The organism is Duganella hordei (assembly GCF_040369125.1).
In the GTDB taxonomy this organism is placed as follows: domain Bacteria; phylum Pseudomonadota; class Gammaproteobacteria; order Burkholderiales; family Burkholderiaceae_D; genus Rugamonas; species Rugamonas hordei.
This window is the reverse complement of record NZ_BPWI01000014.1, coordinates 132,870-155,683: the sequence shown is the minus strand read 5'-3', so window position 1 is coordinate 155,683 and position 22,814 is coordinate 132,870. Positions and strand designations below refer to the sequence as shown.

20 protein-coding genes are annotated in these 22,814 nt (G+C 61.3%); 7 read left to right on the top strand and 13 right to left on the bottom strand.

The window, feature by feature from the left end:
- Positions 1-10: 10 nt before the first annotated feature.
- Genes ABWW33_RS25740 through ABWW33_RS25730 form a run of 3 tightly spaced genes read right to left on the bottom strand, consistent with a single transcriptional unit; the run spans position 11 to position 5,565 of the window.
- Positions 11-3,109 carry an efflux RND transporter permease subunit gene (locus ABWW33_RS25740; protein WP_353404310.1) on the bottom strand — a complete coding sequence of 1,033 codons (3,099 nt, stop codon included), beginning with the start codon at positions 3,107-3,109 and terminating at the stop codon, positions 11-13.
- A gap of 21 nt (positions 3,110-3,130) precedes the next feature.
- Complete coding sequence (locus tag ABWW33_RS25735) at positions 3,131-4,168, bottom strand: efflux RND transporter periplasmic adaptor subunit (protein ID WP_353404309.1); 1,038 nt, start codon at positions 4,166-4,168, stop codon at positions 3,131-3,133.
- Positions 4,169-4,194: 26 nt separating this feature from the next.
- Positions 4,195-5,565: a TolC family protein gene (locus tag ABWW33_RS25730; protein ID WP_353404308.1), complete on the bottom strand. Its 1,371-nt coding sequence runs from the start codon at positions 5,563-5,565 to the stop codon at positions 4,195-4,197.
- A 123-nt stretch (positions 5,566-5,688) separates the two neighbouring features.
- Here ABWW33_RS25730 and ABWW33_RS25725 point away from each other — a divergent pair, with 123 nt between their 5' ends.
- From ABWW33_RS25725 to ABWW33_RS25710, 4 genes are all read left to right on the top strand, one after another.
- A complete protein-coding gene (locus ABWW33_RS25725) occupies positions 5,689-6,351 on the top strand; it encodes a response regulator (RefSeq protein WP_353404307.1) in 663 nt (220 codons plus the stop codon).
- Entirely contained in the window at positions 6,327-7,679 is a 1,353-nt protein-coding gene (locus tag ABWW33_RS25720) for an ATP-binding protein (RefSeq protein ID WP_353404306.1), read from the top strand. The genes ABWW33_RS25725 and ABWW33_RS25720 overlap by 25 nt, the downstream gene beginning before the upstream one ends.
- A 132-nt stretch (positions 7,680-7,811) precedes the next feature.
- The gene (locus ABWW33_RS25715; protein ID WP_353404305.1) at positions 7,812-8,354 is read left to right on the top strand and encodes a glycine zipper 2TM domain-containing protein; all 543 of its coding nucleotides are present in this window, start codon (positions 7,812-7,814) and stop codon (positions 8,352-8,354) included.
- Positions 8,355-8,365: 11 nt separating this feature from the next.
- Positions 8,366-8,887 (top strand): glycine zipper 2TM domain-containing protein, encoded by a 522-nt coding sequence (locus tag ABWW33_RS25710; protein ID WP_353404304.1) that lies wholly within the window; start codon positions 8,366-8,368, stop codon positions 8,885-8,887.
- A 26-nt stretch (positions 8,888-8,913) separates the two neighbouring features.
- Here the strand turns inward: ABWW33_RS25710 and ABWW33_RS25705 are convergent, their stop codons facing one another.
- Positions 8,914-9,768 (bottom strand): LysR family transcriptional regulator, encoded by an 855-nt coding sequence (locus tag ABWW33_RS25705; RefSeq protein WP_353404303.1) that lies wholly within the window; start codon positions 9,766-9,768, stop codon positions 8,914-8,916.
- 94 nt (positions 9,769-9,862) lie between these two features.
- Here ABWW33_RS25705 and ABWW33_RS25700 point away from each other — a divergent pair, with 94 nt between their 5' ends.
- Complete coding sequence (locus ABWW33_RS25700; protein WP_176655203.1) at positions 9,863-10,357, top strand: lipocalin-like domain-containing protein; 495 nt, start codon at positions 9,863-9,865, stop codon at positions 10,355-10,357.
- On the opposite strand, the gene ABWW33_RS25695 is transcribed toward ABWW33_RS25700, so the two are convergent.
- The 3 genes from ABWW33_RS25695 to lptF are packed head-to-tail and all read right to left on the bottom strand — an operon-like array spanning position 10,334 to position 13,008.
- Positions 10,334-10,723 carry a sirohydrochlorin chelatase gene (locus tag ABWW33_RS25695; protein WP_176655243.1) on the bottom strand — a complete coding sequence of 130 codons (390 nt, stop codon included), beginning with the start codon at positions 10,721-10,723 and terminating at the stop codon, positions 10,334-10,336. The genes ABWW33_RS25700 and ABWW33_RS25695 overlap by 24 nt on opposite strands.
- Positions 10,724-10,735: 12 nt before the next feature.
- The gene (gene lptG, locus ABWW33_RS25690; protein ID WP_353404302.1) at positions 10,736-11,905 is read right to left on the bottom strand and encodes an LPS export ABC transporter permease LptG; all 1,170 of its coding nucleotides are present in this window, start codon (positions 11,903-11,905) and stop codon (positions 10,736-10,738) included.
- The gene (gene lptF, locus ABWW33_RS25685) at positions 11,902-13,008 is read right to left on the bottom strand and encodes an LPS export ABC transporter permease LptF (RefSeq protein ID WP_436142286.1); all 1,107 of its coding nucleotides are present in this window, start codon (positions 13,006-13,008) and stop codon (positions 11,902-11,904) included. The genes lptG and lptF overlap by 4 nt, the downstream gene beginning before the upstream one ends.
- 133 nt (positions 13,009-13,141) lie before the next feature.
- Between lptF and ABWW33_RS25680 the strand changes: the two genes are divergently transcribed.
- Entirely contained in the window at positions 13,142-14,635 is a 1,494-nt protein-coding gene (locus ABWW33_RS25680; protein ID WP_353404301.1) for a leucyl aminopeptidase, read from the top strand.
- Here the strand turns inward: ABWW33_RS25680 and ABWW33_RS25675 are convergent.
- From ABWW33_RS25675 to ABWW33_RS25665, 3 genes are read right to left on the bottom strand one after another with little or no spacing between them, the layout of a single operon-like run.
- Entirely contained in the window at positions 14,632-15,084 is a 453-nt protein-coding gene (locus tag ABWW33_RS25675) for a hypothetical protein (RefSeq protein WP_353404300.1), read from the bottom strand. The genes ABWW33_RS25680 and ABWW33_RS25675 overlap by 4 nt on opposite strands.
- A gap of 60 nt (positions 15,085-15,144) precedes the next feature.
- The gene (locus ABWW33_RS25670; protein ID WP_353404299.1) at positions 15,145-15,333 is read right to left on the bottom strand and encodes a DUF1653 domain-containing protein; all 189 of its coding nucleotides are present in this window, start codon (positions 15,331-15,333) and stop codon (positions 15,145-15,147) included.
- Positions 15,334-15,354: 21 nt separating this feature from the next.
- The gene (locus tag ABWW33_RS25665; protein ID WP_353404298.1) at positions 15,355-15,762 is read right to left on the bottom strand and encodes a phiTE_015 family protein; all 408 of its coding nucleotides are present in this window, start codon (positions 15,760-15,762) and stop codon (positions 15,355-15,357) included.
- 399 nt (positions 15,763-16,161) lie between these two features.
- Here ABWW33_RS25665 and xth point away from each other — a divergent pair, with 399 nt between their 5' ends.
- Positions 16,162-16,926 carry an exodeoxyribonuclease III gene (gene xth, locus ABWW33_RS25660; protein ID WP_353404297.1) on the top strand — a complete coding sequence of 255 codons (765 nt, stop codon included), beginning with the start codon at positions 16,162-16,164 and terminating at the stop codon, positions 16,924-16,926.
- A gap of 6 nt (positions 16,927-16,932) precedes the next feature.
- On the opposite strand, the gene ABWW33_RS25655 is transcribed toward xth, so the two are convergent.
- From ABWW33_RS25655 to ABWW33_RS25645, 3 genes are all read right to left on the bottom strand, one after another.
- Positions 16,933-20,577 (bottom strand): sensor domain-containing protein, encoded by a 3,645-nt coding sequence (locus ABWW33_RS25655; RefSeq protein ID WP_353404296.1) that lies wholly within the window; start codon positions 20,575-20,577, stop codon positions 16,933-16,935.
- A 177-nt stretch (positions 20,578-20,754) separates the two neighbouring features.
- A complete protein-coding gene (locus ABWW33_RS25650) occupies positions 20,755-22,428 on the bottom strand; it encodes a cation acetate symporter (protein ID WP_353404295.1) in 1,674 nt (557 codons plus the stop codon).
- Entirely contained in the window at positions 22,425-22,733 is a 309-nt protein-coding gene (locus ABWW33_RS25645; protein WP_176655193.1) for a DUF485 domain-containing protein, read from the bottom strand. The genes ABWW33_RS25650 and ABWW33_RS25645 overlap by 4 nt, the downstream gene beginning before the upstream one ends.
- Positions 22,734-22,814 lie beyond the last annotated feature (81 nt).

The following is a 22,814-nucleotide window of genomic DNA, read 5'->3' as shown; positions in this document are numbered from 1 at the left end:
GTTGGTAAATCTAGGCCGCCATCTGGTCCCGCCCAAATTTTCCAAAGCGGAGCGCAAGGGCCGGCAAAATCAGCAGATTCAGCGCGGTTGAAGTAAACAGCCCCCCTAAAATAACGATTGCCATGGGGCCTTCAAGTTCATTGCCCGGCTCTCCACTCAACAGTGCCAGGGGCAACAGCCCAATTCCCGTCACCAGCGCGGTCATCAGAATCGGCGCGAGTCGCTGCGCCGCGCCAAGGGTAGCGGTCTGCAAATTCCAAGGCAGCCCCTCCTCGTGTACAAGGTGCTGATAATGAGATATCAGCATAATGGAGTTTCGCAGCGTTATACCGAGCAAGGTAACGAACCCGACCATCGAACCCAGCGATAGTAAACCGCCGGTGGCGAATACTGTCAGCACGCCGCCGACCAGCGCAAACGGCAGATTGCTCATAACAAGAATCGTCGCGCGCGAATCACGCAAAGCCAGGTATATGAGTATGCAAATGATGACGAACGCGATCAAAAAGTGAACCAGCAGGTCACGCTGCGCTTGCGCCTGAGCCTGCGCTTCCCCTGAAAACACATAGTAGTAGCCCTTCGGGAATTTCACGCTCCCGTCAATCTTCTTTCTCGCGATATCGACAAACTCGCCCACCGATGGCCCCTTGACCTGCGATGTAATGGTCTGCAAACGCTGACCCAAACTATGCAGCACTAGATAGCGGCCATCGACTTGCGCGATATCCGCGAGCTGGCTGAGCGGCACAACGGTACCGTCACCGCTACGCAATGGCAGTCCGCCAAGTTGCAATGGATTCTGTCTCGCCTCGGGCGCCAACATCACACCAAGATTGACGGTCGAGGTACCTTCGTAGACCTGGGCCACCTGTATCCCCTGATATGCGACCTGAACCGCCTCCATCACATCGACGGGCGAAAATCCCCAACGGGTAAGCTGGTCCTGCCGAAGTCGGATTGAAAGCTGGGGCAAGGCAGCCGGTGCTTGCAACGTCACGCCAGCGGCGCCAGGTGTGGCGTTGAGAGACTTCGCGATCTGCCCTGCCAGAGTATCGAGTACATCCAGGTCCGGACCAAAGACATTGACGATGACTGGAGCGGTATAGCCGGAAATCGTTTCTTGAACTCGCTCAGTTAAAAACGTCTCGGCAGTGAACAGCAGGCCAGGGAAATTCGCCAGCTTGCCGCGAATGGCCGCCATCGCCTGCTCTTGCGATTCGCCGTCCAGACCTGGCTTGAGGTCGACCTCAAACTCGCTGTACTGGGGTCCATAGACATCGACTCCCCGCGCCGTCCTGCCGACACGCTGCGCCACCGATCGGACGGCAGGCAGCTGAAGCAAAGCCTGGCTCACTCTCTGCCCAACTCTCATGGATTCCTGAAGCGACGTTCCCGGGGCCGCCTGCATATGCACGACGAAGTGGCCTTCCCGAAGCTCTGGCAGATATACGGCGCTAAAAAACGGCGCCGTCGCCAACGTCGCAACAAGCATGCCGGCAAACGCCGCCAGCGCCCACAGCCAGTGGACCTCCACCACGTCGAGAATGGCGGTATATTTTTTTGTCAGCCATCCATAAAGGCGAGGCTCTTTTTTATCCTCGGTACGACCTACCAATAATGTGTAGCTGAGGGCCGGGGTCAGCGTGAGTGCTACCAGCAGGGAAGACATGATGGCCAGAATATAGGCAGTTCCGAGCGGAGCAAACAGCCTGCCTGCCACGCCGGAAAGCGCAAGAACAGGGAGAAAGATTGCGGCGACTGTAAAGGTGGCATAAATCACAGCCCCACGGACTTCAGTCGAAGCATCGATCACCACCTGGATGGCAGACTTCGGGTTGCCGAGCATGCGGTTTTCGCGCAATCGACGGTAGACATTCTCGACGTCAATGATGGCGTCGTCGACAACTTCACCCAAGGCTATGGCGAGCCCGCCAAGGGTCATTGTGTTGAGCGGCACATCAAAGTGATACAACACGATAATCCCTGCCAGCAGCGAAAGGGGAATTGCGGTCACCGAGATAATCGCGGCCCGGATATTGAACAGGAAGAGGAACAGCACGAGGACGACAAGCGAGGCACCCGCCAAAAGAGCAATGCGCAGATGGTCTGTCGAAGCCTTGATGAAATTGGCAGGCCGGAATAAATCAGCATGCAACTCAATGCCATTTTTTTCCAGTTCCGGCCGGAGTTCGGCCAGCGTGGCTTCAACGGACTTCGTGACAGAAACGATGTCGGCACCATATTGGTTGCTGACCATGACGATGACGCCCGGCTTGCCTTGTACGTTGGCACCGCTCACCGGCACCTCCGTGCCCACCACCACTTTACCGATATCGGCGAGCGTCAGCACCGAGCCGTTTTTTTGCAGAAGGACGACTTTCCCCAACTGGCTCGCGCTGGCGGACTGGCCTATGGTATTGAGCACGATACGCTGGTTTGGTGTCTCCAATACACCGGCGCCACGTATGCCCGTGGCTCGCTGCGCAGCCGCCACCACATCCTGAATCGAGAGCCCCAATTTGACCAGCTTGTATTGGTCAACCAAAACTTGAAATTGTTTAATGTCGCCGCCGAAAATACCGATGTCAGACACCCCTTTGCTGCTCAATAATTTGGGCTTGAGGGTCCACTCGGCGAAAGTTCGCAGCTCCATCAGCGAGCGATTTTTTGACGTAAGTCCGATTCCCAAAGCGACATTGGCGGACGAACTGAGGGGTGTCATCTTCGGCGCGCCAACGCCCGTCGGCAATTCGCCACCAAGACCGGACAGCTGCTCCGCGACCATCTGGCGGGCACGGTGAACATCCGTACGCTCATTAAAAATCAGCGTTATCACCGACACGCCCTGGATCGACTGCGAGCGCATGGATTCAAGGCCGATAGACCCGCCCAACGCATTCTCAATTTTTTGCGTGACCAGTTGCTCGACCTGCTCCGACGACAGACCTGGCGCTTCTGTTTGTATCGTCACGAGCGGGGGCGTAAACTCTGGGAAGACGTCCAGCCTGCTTTGATTGAGGGCGAAAATGCCATACGCAAGTAAAAGGCAGGCGAGCGCAAATACCACGCCCCGCAGCCGCACGGAAAATTCAATGATAGAGGTCAGCATCTTTTATCGGTGTGGCGTTTGTTATTCTTTGCTGCTCAACAGCGAGCGGCCTTCTTCCGACAAGAGCAACTGCGCCCCTTTCGTCACAACCTGCTCGTTGGCACCGAACCCGCCCGCAGTGAAATAGCCCCCATCCACTGGTGCTTCAGCGACAAGTGCCTGACGCTCAAAACGAGTAGTCCCATTTTTTTTATAAGCCCATGGCCGACCGCCATACCACACGACAGCGGAAGCTGGAATGACGACACCGTTGTCTTTCCCCTCCGGCACATGCCCGGTTACGCGCATTCCAGTCGGAAGGTGTCCCGCAGCACGATAAAGATAGGCTTGTGCTTGAGTAGCCGGATCAACTTGAGGAGCAGGTGAAACGAGTTGCGCGACAAGGACAGATGGTTCACCGTCTACCAACAGCGAATCAGGCGGCGATGTGCCGCGGTTCTGCTGCACCACCCGGACCAGGGTCTCCCGTCCCGTGAGAAATGGCGCCAGTCCGGCAACGCCCGAGTACATTGCCAAGTCGCCTAACTTGCTGCCGTACTGTTGGCGTATCGACGTGGCGGATGAGTCCAGGGCGGCCTGTGCCAGTTTCACTTTTGCTTGCGCGGAAGCTTCGGCCGCACCTGCGGCCTCCACAGCTTTCAGCGAGACATTGTTCTCGTCAGCATTCAAGGTCTGCAGTCGCGAAAATTCAGCATGCAGTGCGCGCTGTTCAGCAAGCGCGGCATGCACATCTCCCTTTGCTGAAGCATAACGGCCCGCCAGGTCCACCAGTGGCTGCAAGTCCAGGACCGTGCCGTAGATGGCCGCTCCGCCGTCGCGGCCATGGGCTGATTTCAACCTCTCCGTCTGGATACCGCTGCGTTCCTGAGAAATCGCATCGACCTTCAACACCGTTGCCCCGTCCTCGACCTCAATGGTCACCAGGCTGCGCACAGGCGCTTCACGTTCCGCTTCAGCTTGAAGCTCCCCTTTGCTGAGCCAATAGCCGGATAGAAGCAATAGCGCAATGATCGTTGGTGAAAGAAGCAGAGTCGCCTTGAGAATTGATTTTCTTTGCATGGTCGGTCGTCGCTTTGGTATGGGTGTTATTCAGGCGTGGGCTCGGAAAGCGGCAACTGCATCGCATCCTCAATTTGGCCGATTGCTTGTTGCATCTGCAAAGTGGCATCCAGCAAAGTCAGCTGACTCTCGACTTCGCTCTTCTCCGCGCTCAGGAAAAGCACCTGGTCATCCTCGCCAGCCGATAACGACGCATGCGCAGCAGCCAGTCGCCGGCCTGCAAGATGCAACTGCGCCTGGGCGTTGGATAGCGAGGTACGGCTGGCGTCATAGGCCGCGGTCGCCAGGTCGGTTTCCATAAACACCTTCGCTACAATTTGCCTGACCTTCGCCTCCGCCTCAAGACGTCGCGCTCTAGCCTCGGCAATCGCTCCCTGGTTCTGATTAAATATTGGCAGTTCCAGCCCGGAGAACGACAGGCCGATTTTTCGCGCACCTTGGTCGAGCGTGTAGCCTGGTCCCAGATGGAGATCCGGGTACTGCTTGGCCACCTCGAGTTGCAACGCGGCTTGGCTGGCTTCGTATTCGACAAGACCTGACAGTATGTCGGCACGATTGCGCAAGGCGTTCAGCCGGATCCCTTCATCAGGCACCGGCGAAGGTCGCGTACTGAACCCTGCCACGTCAAAACCGATAGACTCGAAAGCGCTCGTTCGAGCGCCAACAAGCGATGCGATTTTGACTTTGACTTCGACTGCATCCCGCAGCACCGCCACAGCATTCTTTCTCGCCTGAGCAAGTGCATGGCGCTGCTGATTGAGCTCCAGCGCCGACGTGTAGCCTATGGCCACGCGGTGCTCCAACAGCCGTTCAAGGCGCTCATCAAACTCAAGCTGTTTTTGCAAGAGTCTTGCTCGCTCAGAGGAAAACCACAACACCAGCAATAACGAACGTAGTTGGCTTCTGACGCCCCAGGCCACGCTGGCGACGTTCAGGCGTGCCGCCGTCACGTTGACGTTGGCGGCGGCCATCCGCAAGTCGCGCTTGCCTGCGGTCTCTACTGAAAAGTCCAAGGCGAGTCCCAAGGTCCAGGGACTCTGGCTGTCGGCCGGGTTCAGTGTTTTTTGTAGCGGCACCTGCAAGACGGGATTCGGCCGCTGGGCCGCAGTAGTCACCGCGGCAACGGTTGTGTCGAGCTTGCGGCGAGCCGCTTCGATGTCGGTATTCAGGCAAAATGCCGCCGTCGTCAGCGAGTTCAAATTCCACGTGGCCGGCGGCCAGTGTTTTGCCGCGCAATCACGAATGTCGCCTGTGGTCAGGGACCTGGCCGCCAAATTATCGGAGATCGCATCAATAGAGACGGGGCGCGCGTCGTAACGGTCTACCGCGCACCCACTCAGAACGAGGAAAAGAGCCGAAGCGCCGAGGTATCCGATTCCTTTATCGATAGCTTGCACGTGCCGAGCCTTTTGATGTTTTGATGAGCCAATGAAACCCCAACGCTGTCGGTGAAGGTATGATTGGCGGCGAGGATAGAAAGCGAGACTTAGCAAACACTTAGCAGCGACAAAAACTGGAAAATGAGAACACTATTAGTTGAAGACGACCCGTTCATCGGCGAGGCGCTATGTCAAAGCCTGCGGGATGCGAGCTATGCGGTCGATTGGGTCAGAGACGGCAAACAGGCCGTCGGCGCTGCCGATGTCGAGAGCTATTCGCTGATTCTGCTTGATTTAGGCCTTCCCGGATTAGACGGGCTGGAGGTACTCCGCCAATTACGAACGCGCCAAATCCTGGCCCCGGTACTCATCATCACGGCGCGGGACGCCTTCGAGGACCGCATCGCAGGCTTGGATTCAGGCGCCGATGACTACCTCGTGAAGCCATTTCACGCTGGCGAGCTTTTGGCCCGTGTCAGGGCGCTCATACGCCGTCAAGGCGCCGTCAGCCCTCCTGTTTTGAAGTGCGGCGCACTTACCCTGGACCCGGCTACTCGCGAGGTATGGTATCAAGGCACTCAGCGAAAGCTTTCCGCTCGGGAGTTTTCGCTTCTGGCCGAGTTTCTTCAACGCCCAGGCACTGTGCTTTCACGCGCCCAATTGGAGGAAAGGCTGTACGGCTGGAACGAAGAGGTGGAAAGCAACGCGATAGAATTTCTGATTCATAGCGTGCGCAAAAAGCTCGACAGTAGCGTCATCAAGAATATAAGAGGCATGGGATGGCTGATTCCAAAGGACCAGTGAACCGCTCGCTTCTGTGGATGCTGTCGGCGTCCATCTGCGGAACGATTCTTCTGGTTGGCATCATCGCAGCGCTGTCGTCGTTCTGGTTCTCCTTTGGTGAAGCCCGGGATTTGCAGGACGACGAGCTGCGGGAAATCGCGCGACTGGTGAAGCTGGGCGATGAACAGCTTCTTTCTCCGGCTTCGCCCCCCTGGCAGGATGATGAGCCTGAAATGCGCATCTGGGTCATCAAGGTCTCCAAGGCGCCGACCAACATCACAACACCGGAACTATCCCTGAGCCTTCCAGGCTCGCTGCCGGATGGATATCATTCCATCGAGTCAAAAGGCGAGTCCTGGCGCATCTACGTCCGGCATCTCAATGCGGAATATGGCTTGGCCGTGGCCCAAAGAACGTCGGCCAGGGATGAGATTGCCCGCGATAGCGCTCTGCGGACACTGCTGCCATTGTTGGTGATTATCCCGATACTGATATTTCTCACCGCGCTACTTATCAGGGTCCTCCTGCGAAAATTGCACGAGGTGTCAATGGAGGTCGACAAAAAGGGCGAGGCCGACCTCACCCCCGTCGACACAACCGGTCTGCCTGCGGAGTTGCTGCCGTTCGTTGGCTCCACCAATAAACTTCTTGTACGAATTGAGACCTCGCTACGGCAGCAGGGGCAGCTCGTGGCCGATGCCGCGCATGAACTTCGCTCTCCCGTTACCGCCATGACCTTACAGCTGGAAAACGCGATGGCAGCCCATCTGCCACCGGAGACGGTTGCGTCGCGACTCGCCCCTCTGGGAGCCAGTCTGGTCAGGATGAGAAAACTGGTCGAGCAGTTGTTAGCACTGGCGAAACTAAATTCCAGTGCGGCGGCCGACAACAGCCTGATCGATGCAAGAGCGATAGTGATCGAGTCCATCGAGGAGTTTTTTTCTCTGGCAAACGCAAGGAATATCGATTTAGGCGTTGAGGTCGGCGACAGCGTTACCGTTCGGGGGAATGAACATGACTTCCGCGCGATAGTCCGCAATGCGGTGGAAAACGCGATCGTGTACACCCCGGCAGGTGGCAAAGTCGATGTCCGATGTTCTCACCGGGAGGGCGAAATCATCTTCGAAGTTGAGGACAGCGGCCCAGGAATTTCTGAGCAAGAACTAACCCGTGTTTTTGACCCGTTCTACAGGGTGCCCGGGAATACTCAGCCCGGGAGCGGGCTTGGACTGGCCATCACCCAGAGCGCCGCATCTCGCCTTGGCGGAAATGTCGAGTTAAAGAGCGCATCTGCCGGGAGCAGCGCCGGCCTGCGCTTTATCTACAGCCAAAAAGTAACTTTGAGATAGCGAGCACGACATCGGCTGGAGAGGCTGTAGTTACATGTGCTTACCCAGGAAACATCTCCCGTACATCCCATGCGCGGTTTCAGGCGTTATTGGTCTATCAGCGCAATGCCCGCGCCGTACAGGAGAACGAAAATGGAAACCACCGCTACCTCGAATCGCATCCACCCGCTCACGGCCGCCGCCGCTGTTTCGCTGACGTTGGTCAGCCTGGTCGGTTCCGCGGCGATTGCCGGGCTTCTGCCAAATTCCCATGGCGCTGGCACGGTCAATCCAACAACAGAAATGACGAGCAACGCCGGCGCCCCGCAGGCACAGCAGTCGGCACCGGCGCCCGTCGTGCGGGAGGTTGTTCGATACAAGACGGTCGTGCACCATGTATACCCGCGTCATCAGGAAACAGCCTATGACAGCGACCGTCACCAACAAGCCCAAGCTGCGCAAGCTCGGGACTACCGGCCAGCCTCCGCATATCAGCAGCCCGCTCCGCAGCAGCGCACTTCGGCCGTCCAGAACAGCCCGCTGGGCATAGGCATAGGCGCCCTTCTCGGCGGCTTGGTGGGGAGTCAAGTTGGCGGCGGCAACGGCCGCACCTTGGCAGCTATCGCGGGCGCCGTCGGCGGCGGCTACGTGGGCAATGAAATCGCAAAGCACAATCAAACCGTTGGCCAGCAATAGGAGGGGCAATCATGAACATAAAAACCAGTTTGGCATTGTTGGCGCTCGCCATTCCTGCGGCGGCTTTTGCAACCGAATATCAGACAGTAGAACGTCCCCGTCAAGAATGCTGGGACGAGCAGGTTCAGGTGCAGCAGCAGGGCGGCGACGCCGGCGGCGCAATCATTGGAGGCATTGCCGGAGGTTTACTCGGCAACCAGGTCGGACATGGGAACGGCCGCACCGCGGCTACCGCCGTTGGCGCGATCACAGGCGCGATGGTCGGCGAGCGTATGTCATCGCAGCCAGGCTATTACACTCAGAATGTCCAACGCTGCCGCACCGTCATCGACCGTGTGCAAGTACCTGTCTATCGCGAACCTGCCCAGGTTTGGGTTGAGGAGCAACCTGTGTACGTACCACAGGCGGAATACTACTATGTCAGGCCCGCCGAACGCGAATATCGCGAGCACTGGAACCATGGCTGGCACGGAAGGCGACATGAACGTGACGAAGACCATCGTTACCGTGAAGATGACGATTCCTCCTGGTAGGCGAAAGCTGCTGCGCGACGACGCTCTTACGTAGAAAACAGGGCAATCAACTCGTCGGCCACCGCGCGCACCGGCGCGGCGCGGCGCACGTCTTCGTGCATGACGATCCACAGCTTGCGCTTGACCGGACAGGCCGGCGTGTCGATGGCGACCAGGTCGCCGCGCTGGATGGCTGAGAAGTACTCGGGCAGCACCGCCAGGCCGCAGCCGGCCTGCGCCGCTTGGAACAAGGCCCCCAGGTCATTGGAACGCAGGCAGTAGCGGCGCCCGCCGCGTATCTTTTCCAGCCACTGGTGCTGCGGCGTGTCCTGCATCAGCTCATCGTAGCCGACAAACTCCCATTGCTCCGGCGTGCGCGCCTCAAGGTAGGCGGCGCTGGCATACAGGTGATAGTGCACCGTTGTCAGCGCCCGCACCGCCAGCCCCGGCGCGGTGGGGCGCCTGAAGCGCAGGGCGATATCCGATTCGCGCCGCATCAGGTCCGTCTCGCGCGCCTCGCCGCGCAAGTCCAGTTCTATACCCGGCAAGCGATGCACGGCCGCCTTCAGGCGCGGCGCCAGCAAATAAGCCGCCAATGCCGGCGGCGCGGAAACCCGCACCTTGCCGCTCAGCGCCGCCGTGCCGCTGGCCGCCCGCAGCAGTCCATGCAGGCCCGCCTCCATCTGGCGCGCATGCGGCACCAGCGCCTTGCCGGCGGCCGTCAGCGACCAGCCCTTGGGGAAGCGGTCGAACAGTTTCACGGCCAGTGCGGTTTCCAGTGCATCGATGCGCCGCGCCACCGTGGTGTGCTCAACGCCGGCCGAACGCGCGGCGGCGGTCAGCGTGCCCGCGTCGTGCAGGGCAAGGAAGTAGCGCAGGTCGTCCCAGTCAGGTTGGCTCATTGTGCAATTATGCACACATATTGCGCAGTATTTGCCAATTTCGTTCAAACGTAGAAGCAGCTATCGTGGCCGTACCGTTACCAAGGAGATTGCCATGAAACTGCTGAACCGATTATTCTGCCTCGTCATGTGGGTGCCTGCAACGCAAGCAACGGCGGCTCCTGCGCCCGACTTTCCGCTGGCCGGCACCTGGACGCTGGTCGCCGCCGATCTGATACGGCCCGACGGCGTGCGCGTGCGCGACTACGGCGACGCGCCGTCAGGTCTGATGATGATCGATGCGCAGGGCCGGTACACCGTGCAGATTTACCGCTCCGACCGGCCGCGCTTTGCCAGCGGCGACAAGAAGACCGGCACGCCGGCCGAATTCGAAGCGGCCGTCATGGGCTCGAGCACGCACTTTGGCACCGTGGCCATCGACAGGGAGGCGCATACGCTGACCTTTAGCATCGCCACTGCGGCTTTTTCAAATTGGGAGGGAACGCAGCAGAAGCGCAGCTACGAATTGAACGGCGATGAACTCAGCTACCGCGTGCCGGCCAGGCCGGACGGCTACATACCGCTGTCAGTCTGGCGGCGTCTGCGCTGACAGCGAGGCCACGCAGTAATCGGCCAGCGCGTTGAGCACCGCCGCGCTCTCGCCGGCCGCCTCGACCACGTCGATGGTCGCCTGCGGATAATCGATGCGCAATTGCTCCACCATCAGCGGCAGGTCGCGCAGCACATGACCGCCCTGCCCCAGGAACACCGGCACCACGGTGATGCGAGTGACGCCGCCGGCGGTCAGCTCGGCCACCAGTTCAGGCAGCCGTGGCGTCATCAGCTCGAGGAAGGCCAGCGCCACGCGCACTTCCGGCATGCGCGGCTGGGTCAGGTCGCGCAGCCGCTCGAACGGCGCGGCCCACGCCGCGGCACGGGCGCCGTGCGCGAACAAAACCAGGGCCTGCTTGCTCATCGTTTCAACCATCTAGTGCCGCTCCACCCACCACAAGGCCCATAGCGCCAGCAGCAGGAACAATAAACTCGGTGCGATCGCCGTCATGACCGCAGGCCAGGTGCTCAGCAAGCCCAGGTGAGAGAACAGCGTGTTCACCAGCAGGAAACTGACACCGATCATGATACCAACAAAGATCTTCAGACTCACGCCGCCGCTGCGCGTGTGCAGGTAGCCGAACGGCAGCGCCAGCGCCATCAGCACGAAGATCGCCAGCGGATCGAACAGCTTCTTCCAGAACGCGATCTTGAAGCGCTCGGTTTCCTGCTTGTTCTCCTGCAGGTGGCGGGTGTAGACCGCCAGCTCATTGGCCGACATGCGGTCCGGATCGGAGCCGGCCACCGACAGGATCTTCGGCGTGACTTCGGACAGCAGGTCCTTGCTGGCGCTGTGGCGGGTTTCGATCAGGCTGGTGTCCTGGGCGAAGTTGTTGGCCAGGTTGGCCTCGCTGCCCGGTTTCAGCAGCGCCGGGTTGGTGAACAGGTTTTCCGTCACGTCCTGCAGCTGCCAGTTGTTGTTGCCCTTGAAGGTGCCGGTCTTGGCCAGCGTGATCGAGCGCAGGCGGAAGTTGGTGTCGAACTCATACAGCTTGACGTCGATCAGCGTGCCGTCCGGCTTCACCTGGCGCACGTTGAAGAAGCGCGAGCCGGTGACGGTGCCGCTCATGCCGTCCGACTTGACGATATCCTTGGTCCACAGGCCGGAGCGGAACTCCGACGAAATCGCCGCGCCGCGTGCGCTCAGCTTGATTTTCTCCGCCAGCGGCGCGGTGCGCGGCGCCACCAGTTCGCCGAAGATGAAGGTGATAATCACCAGCACCACGCCGATCTTGGCCAGCATCCACGCCACCATCCCGGTCGACATGCTCGACGCCCGCATGATGGTGAATTCGGAAGTGGCCGCAAACTGCGCCATCGTGTAGATGGTGCCGATCAGCGCCGCCAGCGGCATCACCTCATACACGTGGCCGGGCAGCTGCACCAGCACGTAAAGGAAAGCATACTGGATCGCGTAGCCGTTCTTGCCCACCGAAGGCAGTTCGCCGGTCAGGTCCATGAAGGCTTGCAGCGCCAGGAAGGCAACCAGCACAAAGGCAACCGCCTGCAGGATCGAGACGGCGAAATAGCGTTGCAGGATTTTCATGGCGATACGGCTTTCTTGTCTGCGGCGCGTGAGCGCTTCAGCGCCGACAGCAGCGCCAGCGGATGGTAGCGGTGGTTCAGGTTCAGGCGCCAGGCGAACAAGCCCAGCACCAGCAGCGCGACCAGCAGGTGCAGCGGCCACCACGCCATGCCGAACGTGGACTTGCCCTGCTTGACGCTGGCCTCGACCAGCTTGACCACATTGCTGTAGCTGAAGAAGACCAGCAGCGCGATAATCAGGTTGGCGGAACTGCCGGCGCGCGGATTGACGAAGCCCAGCGGAATCGCCAGCAGTATCAGCACCAGGCAGGTCATCGGCTGGGCGATGCGCCACAGGATCTCGGCCTGCGCGAAGCTGCTCTTGTCGTTCAACAGCTGCATCGTCGGCACCGCGTTGATATTGCGTTCGGCGTCCAGTTCCTGGTTCTGGTTGGTCACGCGCATGCTGTAGCTTTCAAACTCCATGGTCTGGAAATCCGACTGCCCCGGCGTGCCCTGGTAGCGGCGGCCGTTCTTCAGCACCAGATAGCGCTCGCCTTTCGGCCCGGCATTGATGACGCCTTCGCGCGCGACGATGACGGCGGTGCCGTGTTCATCGACCGTGTTGACAAATACGTTCTGCACCACGGCCGTCTTGCCGGCCACACCTTCGACGAAGAAGATGCGGTTGGCCGACGCCGATTCCTTGAACTGGCCCGGCGAAACCTTTTGCAGGTCCTCGCGCTTTTCGAAACGCTCCACGTACTCGGAGCTTTTCTGCTGCGCCCACGGGGTGGCGACAAAGCTCAGGGCCGCCGTCACCAGCACCAGCGGCAGGCCGAAGGTCAGCACCGGTGCTATCCATCGGGTCAGGCTCAAGCCGGAAGCGAACCACACCACCATCTCGGAATCGCGATAGCTGCGCGTGACGACCATCAGCACCGAAATAAAGCTGGTGAGGATGATGATAGTTGGCAGATAATTCAAGGCTGCAAAGGCAATCAGCGCGACCACGTCACTGGAGGCGACCTTGCCGCCGGCGGCCTTGCCGAGGACACCGATCAAGGTCCAGGTAACGCTAATACTGAACAGCACCGTGAAAGTAGCGCCGGCGGCACTGGTCATTTCACGTCGTAGGGCGCGTTGAAAGATCATTCGAAAGTTATAATTCGGTAGTTAAGGGCCCATCACGGGGCCACAAGATTAAATAACAGCCTGATAAACAGGCTGGCAATTCGTACACGACACGGAGAATCAAATGGACTTTAGCATAAAAGCATTCGACACAAAAAACACCATCGCCTCGGCCAAGGCCGGCGTAGTCGCCGTCGCCGTCTTCGAGAACAAGAAGCTGTCGCAGGCCGCCAAGGCGCTGGACGGCTCCGGTGAAATCACGGCTGCGCTCAAGTCCGGCGACATTTCCGGCAAAGCCGGCACCACCCTGCTGCTGCGCGGCGTGAAGGGCGCATCGGCCGAACGCGTGCTGCTGGTCGGCATGGGCAGCGACGACGCCGTCAGCGAAAAAAGCTTTGCCAGCGGCGTGTCCGCGGCGCTCAAGGCTTTCTCGGCCCTGGGCACGAGCGACGCTATTATCGCACTGCCGATGACCGAAGTGAAAGAGCGCGATGTCAACTGGGCGATCCGCTGCGTGGTGCAAAGCGCTCATGAAGGCGTGTTCCGCACCGACGGCCAGAAATCGAAGAAGGATCCGGCGGCGAGCGGCGTGAAGAAAATCGCGCTGGCCGTGGCCAGCAACGCCGGCACCAAGCTGGCGCTGGCGCAGGCCGTGGCGATCGCCAACGGCGTCGACCTGACCAAGGAGCTGGGCAACCTGTCGGCCAACGTCTGCACCCCGACCTACCTGGCCAACACCGCAAAAAAACTGGGCAAGGACTACAAGTTCGACGTTGAAGTACTGGACCGCAAGCAGCTGGAAGCACTGAAGATGAACAGCTTCCTGTCCGTGACCAACGGCAGCGAGCAGCCACCGAAGTTCATCATCATCAAGCACATGGGCGGCAAGCCGAAGGACGCGCCGGTGGTCTTGGTCGGCAAGGGCATCACCTTCGACACCGGCGGCATCTCGCTGAAGGCCGGTCCCGGCATGGACGAGATGAAGTACGATATGGGTGGGGCGGCCTCGGTACTGGGCACCTTCCGCGCCATCGGCGAGATGAACCTGAAATTGAACGTGATCGGCGTGATCGCCTCGTGCGAGAACATGCCTTCCGGCCGCGCCACCAAGCCGGGCGACATCGTCACGTCGATGAACGGCCTGACCATCGAGATCCTCAACACCGACGCCGAAGGCCGCCTGGTGCTGTGCGACGCGCTGACCTACGCCGAGCGCTTCAACCCGGCCGCCGTGATCGACATCGCCACGCTGACCGGCGCCTGCATCGTCGCCCTGGGCCACCACAAGAGCGGCCTGTTCACGCGCGACGACGAGGTCCACAACAAGCTGGCCGACGAAATCGTCGCCGCCGGCAAGGCATCCAGCGACACCGCATGGCGCCTGCCGATCGGCGAGGAGTACAACGAGCAGCTGAAGTCCAACTTCGCCGACCTGGCCAACATCGGCACGCCGGGCGGCGCGTCGTGCACGGCGGCGGCGTTCCTGGAGAACTTCACCCGCAAGTACACTTGGGCCCACCTGGACATCGCCGGCACCGCATGGAAATCGGGCGGCGCGAAAGGCGCCACCGGCCGTCCGGTACCGCTGCTGTCGAACTTCCTGATCGGCCGTAGTTAATAAAGTGTGACCCCGGCAGCCGGCGGCGGCAGCGCATCGCGCTCCGCCGCCGGCTGCATCACCACCGTCAGGGTGGACGGATAGTCGTAGCCGGCCCCCGTGTTCTTGTCGATAAAATAGCCGACGCCCGCCGTCAGCACCACATTCCCCCACAGATTGCCGTTCACCTTGGGATCGACCTTCTCGTAGGCCCAGGCCGTGCCTTCCTTGGCGCAGTCGATGCGCAGCGCGCCGGCGCTCTTGCGCAGCGTGACGCGCGCCGGCGTCGTGACAAACCATTTGCCGACGTCGTTGTACAGCACGCAGCCGACCCCGCCGATCTCGCGATGATCGAGCACGGTTTGCACCAGCACGTTCTGTTGGGTGGATTCAGTCAGCGAAGCGCAGCCGGCCAACATGGCCAGCGCGGTCAACAACGCGGTCGACGCTGCAGCGGGGCGAAGATACATGGTCTGCCTCAGGATGAGTGGGTCAGACCAGTGTAGCAGCCCGCAAGCGGTTCTATTTGCTCAATCAAGAGGCGTAAAGCGTTGCACTTTTACGCCATCAACCTCGATGACTTCGAAAAACACATCTTTCGGCCGGGCCCAGACGGAACCGTTCGCGGCGCGATAGATGATCATGGTGCTGAGATCGGATTCCAGGGTGGCCTCGCACACCAGCTCGTAGAGGCCACCCTTGTAATGCTTGAAGCGCATGCGCGGTATCAGGCCGCGGTATCAGGCATTGTGCCGAACCGGCGCCTCGGCAACAGCGCGCTCTTCCGCCTGTTCCTGCTGCTTCTTCTTCAGACCCTGCACCACTTTCAGGATATCGTCCATGCCGCGCTCGCCGCCCAGCGTCGAGAAGGCATCGAGCACCTCGTTCAGCACCTGGTTGCGCACCTCAGCCTCGTCCGCGTTGATCACCGGTGGACGCTGCACGGCGGCCTTGGCTTTCTCGATGGCTGCCGCCTCCTTCTGCGCGGCGGTCTTGCGGCCGCCCGGCGTCTTGCCATGTTCCAGCGCCGCCTGCCAGATTACCCAGCGGCGTTGGGTTTCGAAGACCAGATATTCATCCGGCTTGTCTTCACGGCGGCGGACGATGTGTCCGTCCTTCTGTGCCCATGTCTCAAATGCAGTTCGCATTTTCATTCCTTTGTAAACGCGCCACGCGCAATTCACTGTTAAAACTACAAGTTATTTCCGTATAGTACCATTTATTGTCGCCTCACAACACATAAATGTACACGTACCGTTGCTATTTGCAATTGCCGAGCGGAAACACAAGTTTTCCGCTCATTTACAACAGTATATTTCTCTTTTGTCGTGTTGTCTTTAGTTACAGTTATCTTTTGATAACGACGAGACACTATTGGCAATTTTTTTTTGATTTCACATATTTTGCAACATTCTAGAGCCTCGAGGCGCGCACGCGAAGAGGTTTTCCATGTTTTTTTATAAAACTCGCCAAAAAAGCAATCCTATGTGTTAAATCAAGATACTGTAAGATTGGGCCATGCCCAAACCGCAAGGACACTGAATCAAATGAAACTAGCCACATGGAATGTTAACTCACTCAACGTTCGGCTGACGCACGTCTTGAAATGGCTGGAGGACAGCCCGGTCGACGTGCTCTGCATCCAAGAAACAAAATTAACCGACGACAAGTTCCCGGCCGCCGCCATCGAGGCCGCGGGCTACCACGTGGTCTACAGCGGGCAGAAGACCTACAACGGCGTCGCCATCCTGTCCAAGCTGCCGATCGGCGACGTGGTCAAGAACAATCCGAAGTACGAAGACCCGCAGCAGCGCATCCTGGCCGCCACCATCGCCGGCGTGCGCGTGGTCTGCGCCTACGTGCCGAACGGCCAGAGCGTCGATTCCGACAAATACGAGTACAAGCTGGCCTGGCTGTCCGCCTTCCACGACTGGATCCGCGAGGAAGCCGCTGCCCATCCGCAACTGGCGGTGCTGGGCGACTACAACATCGCGCCGGAAGACCGCGACGTCCACGATCCGGCCGCGTGGGCCGGGCAGGTGCTGGTGTCCGACAAGGAACGCGCCGCCCTCACCCGCCTGCTCGACATCGGCCTGACCGATTCCTACCGCCTGTTCGAACAGCCCGAGAAGTCGTTCAGCTGGTGGGACTACCGCGCGCTGGGCTTCCGCCTGAACAAGGGCCTGCGCATCGATCACATCCTGGTGTCGCCGGCGCTGGTGTCGCGCTGCAGCGCCTGCGTGATCGACCGCGTGCCGCGCAAATGGGAACAGCCGTCCGACCACGCGCCGGTGATCGCCACCTTCGACTAAGCCGCGCTACAGCCGGGGCAGCAGCAGCTGGGCCGTCGCGTGCGGCACCGGCTGCGAGAACAGGTAGCCCTGCGCATACTGGCAACCGTCGCGCTGCAGCAGCGCGTACTGCCCCTCCGTCTCCACCCCCTCCGCCACCACCGACAGCTGCAGGCTGTGCGACAGCGCGATGATGGCCGACACGATCGCGCGGTCCTCCGCGCTCTCTTCCAGTTCCTTGATGAAGGCGCGGTCGATCTTGATCTTCTTGACCGGGAAGCGCTTCAGGTAGGCCAGGCTCGAATAGCCGGTGCCGAAATCGTCGATCGACAGGCGGATGCCCATGGCGTTGATCTGGCCCAGGATGTCCAGCGTCTGCTCGCCGTGCTGCATCAGCGCCGTCTCGGTGATCTCGAATTCGATCAGCGACGGATCGATGCCGGTTTCGTCGAGGATGGCGCGTATCGATCCGATCAGCCCCCGGTGCATGAACTGGCGCGGCGACAGGTTCACCGCCAGCGGCACCGGCGCCAGGCCGGCACGCAGCCACTCCATGCTCTGCCGGCAGGCCTGGCGTATCACCCATTCGCCGATCGGTACGATCAGGCCGTTCTCCTCGATGATGGGGATGAAGTGGTCCGGCAACACCAGCTGGCCGTCGCCGCGGCGCCAGCGCAGCAGCACTTCCATCGTATGCAGGCGGCGCGTGCCGATGTCCATGATGGGCTGGAAATGCAGCTCGAATTCGTCCATCGCCAGCGCGCCGCGCAGACTGGTCTCCAGCTCGAAATGCTGGGCCGCGGTCTGGTTCATCGCCTCTTTGAAGTACTGGTAATTGTTCCTGCCGCTGGCCTTGGCGTGATACATGGCGGCGTCGGCGTGGCGCATCAGCGTTTCGACGTCGGCGCCGTCGTCCGGATAGACGCAGATGCCGATCGAAGGCGTGATGTGCAGGTTGCGCCCCTCCAGCGGGAAGCTCTCGGACAAGGCCTCGATGATCTTCTGCGCCACGTGGCTGGACTCGTCGGCCGAGCGTATGCCCGGCACCAGCACCACGAACTCGTCGCCGCCCAGCCGGGCCACGGTGTCGCTGGCGCGCACCGCGCGGCACAGGCGGCTGGCCACTTCCTTCAGCAGCTGGTCGCCCGTCATGTGGCCCAGCGAATCGTTGATGGTCTTGAAGCGGTCCAGGTCGATGAACATCACCGCCAGCTTGCGCTCGGAGCGCTGCGCCGCCAGCATCGCGCGGTCCAGCCGGTCCGACAGCAAGGCGCGGTTCGGCAGGCCGGTCAGGCTGTCGTGGTAAGCCATGTGGTGCACGCGCGCCTCGGCCTGGCGCCGCTCGACGATCTCGCCCTGCAGCAGCGCGTTGGCGCCCGCCAGTTCGGCGGTGCGCTCCAGCACCCGCACCTCCAGCTCGTCGCGCGCGCGGCTGACCGCCTCGGCCGCCTCGCGCCGCGCGGTGATGTCGTCCACCAGCCACACCGAGCGCCCGGTGGCCTGCGCCAGGTCGAACGGACGGCCCGACAGCCGCGCCCAGAACGTGCTGCCGTCCTTGCGCACCAGCTGGTACTCGGAGACGTTGACGCGGCCGGCGTGGAAGTCGCGCGCCGTCTCGGCGCGGGCCACTTCCCAGGCTTCCTTGTCGGCGTAGAAGGCCTGCACGCTCAGGTGGTTCATCTCGCCGGGGGCGTAGCCGAACAGCTCTTCCATCTTGGTGTTGCAGCGCAGGTTGTGGCCATGCTCGACCACCGAGATGCCCAGCACCGCGCTGTCGAGGATGGCCTGGTTTTCCAGCAGCGCGTTGCGCAGCGATTCCTCGGCGCGCTTTTGCTCGGTGCGGTCCTCGATGACCCAGATCGTGCCCTGCGTCGGGTCGTCCGGATTGACGACGTAGCCGATCAGCTGCGCCCACATCAAGGTGTCGTCCGCGCGGCGCATCTCCATCTCGGTCTGGAACGGCTTGCCGACCGACAGGTAGGGATAGGCTTCGCCGCCCAGCTTGTCGTAGGATTCCTGCGACGGATACAGCGCGCGCCCCGGCAGGCCGAGGCCGGAATTGCCCTCGTAGCGGAACATCTCGGCGAAGCCGCGGTTGTAGCGCGTGATGATGCGGTTCTTGGTGAACAGGATGCTCATCGACGCGTTGGTCATGATCGCCTCGACTTCCATCTGCGTCTGGCGCGTGTGGGTCACGTCTTCCAGGATCCAGATGGTGCCGCCGTCGCTATGCTCGTCGTCCACCGCCTTGGCGCGCACGCGGCACCAGAACAGGCTGCCGTCCTTGCGTTTGAACTCGTATGCCTGCTTCTCGAACGGCTGGCCGGTGCCCAGCAGCGGCGCCGCCTCGCGGCCGAATTCCTCGTAATGCGCCGGCGACGGGAACACCATCGACGACGGCCGCCCGACCATCTCGTCGATGTCGTAGCCGAACATCTCGGCCATGCGCGGATTACAGCTCAGCATGACCTGCGCCTTGCTGAACAGGATGCCGACCGAGGCGTTGTCGAGGATCGCCTTCTGCTCCAGCAGCAGTTGCCGGGTCGCCTCCTCGTGCTGCTTCTGCGCGCTGCGGTCGTCGAAGATCCAGATCGTGTCCTGCTGCGTGCGGCCCGGATTGATCACGTAGCCGAAGGCATGGGCCCAGAAGGTGGTGCCGTCCTGGCGCCGCATCTCCATCTCGGCCTGGTAGGGCTTGCCGCGCGCCAGCAGGGGCCGGGCTTTCTTCACCACCGCGTCGAACGCTTCCTGCGATGGATACAGCGTCGACGTCAGCTGGCCGACGCCGTTCTCGTCGCTGAAGCCGAAGGCCTCGGCAAAGCGGTGGTTGTAGCGCAGGATGCGGTTGTCGCGCTGGAAGCCGATCGCCAGCGGCGCGCTGTCCATGATGGCCTGCATCTCCAGCAGCGCGCGGCGCAGTCTCTCTTCGTCGATGCGGTGCTCGTTGATGTCCTCGATGATCCACACCGTGCCGTCGCCGGTCTGGGCCGGGTCGATGGCGCGGCCGTACAGCCGTGCCCAGAACAGCGAGCCGTCCTTGCGCTTGAGCTGCGTTTCGGCCATGAAGGACAGGCCGCGCGACAACGGCGGCCCCGCTTCGCGGCCCAGCTGGATCAGGCTTTCCTCGTTCGGATACGCCACCAGCGTCGAAGCGCCCTCCAGCTCATGGCGGCTGTAGCCCAGCATTTCGGCGCAGCGGATATTGCATTCCTGGATAAGGCCGTCCTTGCTGAACAAGATGCCGACTGCGGCATTTTCCAGGATGGCCTGCTGCTCCATCAGCGCCTTGCGCAACGCGCGCTGGTCGCGTTCGACGTCGCTGATATCGTGGAACACGATGGTGGCGCCCTGCACCGCCGAACCGGCCGGCAGCGGCTTGGTCCAGACCTGCACGGACAGGTATGAGCCGCTGGCGCACGTCAGGCAGCTGTCCCAGCGCTGGCCGGCCCCGCTGGCCGCCAGGGCGGCATCCAGTTGCGCCACGCCGGCGGCGCGCACGTGGCGCGCAAACAGGTCGGCCGCCGGACGGCCGCAGGGATCGAAGCCGAGCAAGGCCACCAGCTCCGGATTCGCCGCGAGCACGATGCCCTCGGTGCTGTACGCGCAGGCAGGCACGCCGATCAACGCGATGGCGTCCGCTACGAAATCCGGATGGGTCGAAACTCGATTCATGTACACCAGGGCATCCAATGGAAGATGCCACCTCATCCATTACTTCACGGCAGCATAGTTGGCAGATGATAAACCACATTGGAGGCATTAGCCATCGCGCGCACCGAGACCTGCCCCTAAAAACGACAATGCCCGCCGAAGCGGGCACCATCCTGATCCCGCCTCTTGTCAATTGTATCAGTGAGCACTGGCTCCGGCCGCGCCGATACCGGTCTCGGAGCGCATTTGCTGCGCCTCGTAGCCGGCGCGGTCGATGCGGGCGCGCGCGCTTTGATCCAGCATCGAGAACAGCCAGATGCTGACAAAGGCGGCCGGCATCGAGAAGATGGCCGGCGACGCGTAAGGGAACAGCGCGTCGGCATGGCCGAGCACATCGACCCACACCGACTTCGACACCACGGTCAGGACCACGGCGGTGAGCAGGCCGACGAAGCCGCCGACGGTGGCGCCGCGCGTGGTGCAATCCTTCCACAGCACCGACATGAACAGCACCGGGAAATTGGCCGAGGCGGCGATGGCAAACGCCAGCGACACCATGAACGCGATGTTCTGCTTCTCGAACACGATGCCCAGCACCACGGCGACGACGCCCAGCGCGACGGTGGTCAGGCGCGACACATACAGCTCATTGGCGCTGCTGGCCTTGCCCTTCTTGATGACGGTGGCGTACAGGTCGTGCGACACCGCCGAGGCGCCCGACAGCGTCAGGCCGGCCACCACCGCCAGGATGGTGGCGAACGCCACGGCCGAGATGAAGCCGAGGAAGACATTGCCGCCCACCGCCTTGGCCAGGTGGATGGCCGCCATGTTATTCCCGCCCAGCAGCTTGCCAGCGGCGTCCTTGAACTCGGGGTTGGTGCTCACCAAAACGATGGCGCCGAAGCCGATAATGAAGGTCAGGACATAGAAGTAGGCGATCCAGCTGGTGGCCCAGAACACCGACTTGCGCGCTTCCTTGGCGCTCGGCACGGTGAAGAAGCGCATCAGGATGTGCGGCAGTCCGGCGGTGCCGAACATCAGCGCCATGCCGAACGAGATCGCCGACACCGGATCCTTGATGAAGGTGCCGGGGCCCATGATGGCGTCCTTCTTGGCATGCACCTCAACCGACTTGGCGAACAGCGCCTCCGGGCTGAAATTGAACTGCGCCAGCACCACGAAGGCCATGAACGTGGCGCCGCCGAGCAGCATGACGGCCTTGATGATCTGCACCCAGGTGGTGGCGGTCATGCCGCCGAACAGCACGTAGACCATCATCAGCGTACCGACCAGCACCACCGCGATCCAGTATTCCAGGCCGAACAGCAGCTTGATCAGCTGGCCAGCGCCGACCATCTGAGCGATCAGGTAGAACGCCACCACCACCAGCGTGCCGGAGGCGGAGAAGATGCGGATCGGCGCCTGCTTGAAGCGGTAGGCCGCCACGTCGGCGAAGGTGAAGCGCCCCAGGTTGCGCAGGCGCTCGGCCATCAGGAAGGTGATGACCGGCCAGCCGACCAGGAAGCCGATGGCATAGATCAGCCCATCGTAACCGTTGAGGAACACGGCGGCGGAGATGCCGAGGAAGGACGCGGCCGACATATAGTCGCCAGCGATGGCCAGGCCGTTCTGGAAGCCGGTGATGCCGCCGCCGGCGGTGTAGAAGTCGGCCACCGATCGGGTCTTGGCGGCAGCCCATTTGGTGACGAACAGCGTGAACACGACGAACACGCCGAACATGGTGATCGCGGTCCAGTTGACAGGTTGCTTCACCGCCTGGCCCAGGTCGGCGCCGGCCGCCAGCGCCGCGCCGCTGGCGCCCAGCAGCGTCAGCGCCGCCAGCCAGCCCAGTCTGCGTCGGACGGCGTTCATGCCCGCACCCGCTGATGAATGGCCAGCGTCAGTTCATCGAACTGCTTGTTGGCGCGCCGTACATAGATGCCCGTGATGAGCACCGTGAACACGATGACGAACAGGCCGATCGGCATGCCCCAGGTCATCACGCCCGCGCCGGTTTTCGACGCGAGCAATTCCTTGTCGAATGCGATGAGCACGATATAGCCGTAATACACCAGCATCATCACCGCCGTCAGCGCCCAGCCGAAACGCGACCGTACCTTGACCAGCTGATGGTAGCTGGGATCGCCCTTGATTTTTTGAACCAGATCGTCATGCATTGTGTGTCTCCTGTAGTGGTATGTGCCCGTGTTTTTTCCGAGCTTGAATCCACAATACATGACGAGACTTACCGGCCTCTT

Coding starts and splice junctions, on each gene's coding strand:
- ABWW33_RS25740 (WP_353404310.1), bottom strand. CDS start 3,109: ATGCTGACCTCTATCATTGAATTTTCCGTGCGGCTGCGGGGCGTGGTA.
- ABWW33_RS25735 (WP_353404309.1), bottom strand. CDS start 4,168: ATGCAAAGAAAATCAATTCTCAAGGCGACTCTGCTTCTTTCACCAACG.
- ABWW33_RS25725 (WP_353404307.1), top strand. CDS start 5,689: ATGAGAACACTATTAGTTGAAGACGACCCGTTCATCGGCGAGGCGCTA.
- ABWW33_RS25720 (WP_353404306.1), top strand. CDS start 6,327: ATGGCTGATTCCAAAGGACCAGTGAACCGCTCGCTTCTGTGGATGCTG.
- ABWW33_RS25715 (WP_353404305.1), top strand. CDS start 7,812: ATGGAAACCACCGCTACCTCGAATCGCATCCACCCGCTCACGGCCGCC.
- ABWW33_RS25710 (WP_353404304.1), top strand. CDS start 8,366: ATGAACATAAAAACCAGTTTGGCATTGTTGGCGCTCGCCATTCCTGCG.
- ABWW33_RS25705 (WP_353404303.1), bottom strand. CDS start 9,768: ATGAGCCAACCTGACTGGGACGACCTGCGCTACTTCCTTGCCCTGCAC.
- ABWW33_RS25700 (WP_176655203.1), top strand. CDS start 9,863: ATGAAACTGCTGAACCGATTATTCTGCCTCGTCATGTGGGTGCCTGCA.
- ABWW33_RS25695 (WP_176655243.1), bottom strand. CDS start 10,723: ATGAGCAAGCAGGCCCTGGTTTTGTTCGCGCACGGCGCCCGTGCCGCG.
- lptG (WP_353404302.1), bottom strand. CDS start 11,905: ATGAAAATCCTGCAACGCTATTTCGCCGTCTCGATCCTGCAGGCGGTT.
- lptF (WP_436142286.1), bottom strand. CDS start 13,008: ATGACCAGTGCCGCCGGCGCTACTTTCACGGTGCTGTTCAGTATTAGC.
- ABWW33_RS25680 (WP_353404301.1), top strand. CDS start 13,142: ATGGACTTTAGCATAAAAGCATTCGACACAAAAAACACCATCGCCTCG.
- ABWW33_RS25675 (WP_353404300.1), bottom strand. CDS start 15,084: ATGTATCTTCGCCCCGCTGCAGCGTCGACCGCGTTGTTGACCGCGCTG.
- ABWW33_RS25670 (WP_353404299.1), bottom strand. CDS start 15,333: ATGCGCTTCAAGCATTACAAGGGTGGCCTCTACGAGCTGGTGTGCGAG.
- ABWW33_RS25665 (WP_353404298.1), bottom strand. CDS start 15,762: ATGCGAACTGCATTTGAGACATGGGCACAGAAGGACGGACACATCGTC.
- xth (WP_353404297.1), top strand. CDS start 16,162: ATGAAACTAGCCACATGGAATGTTAACTCACTCAACGTTCGGCTGACG.
- ABWW33_RS25655 (WP_353404296.1), bottom strand. CDS start 20,577: ATGAATCGAGTTTCGACCCATCCGGATTTCGTAGCGGACGCCATCGCG.
- ABWW33_RS25650 (WP_353404295.1), bottom strand. CDS start 22,428: ATGAACGCCGTCCGACGCAGACTGGGCTGGCTGGCGGCGCTGACGCTG.
- ABWW33_RS25645 (WP_176655193.1), bottom strand. CDS start 22,733: ATGCATGACGATCTGGTTCAAAAAATCAAGGGCGATCCCAGCTACCAT.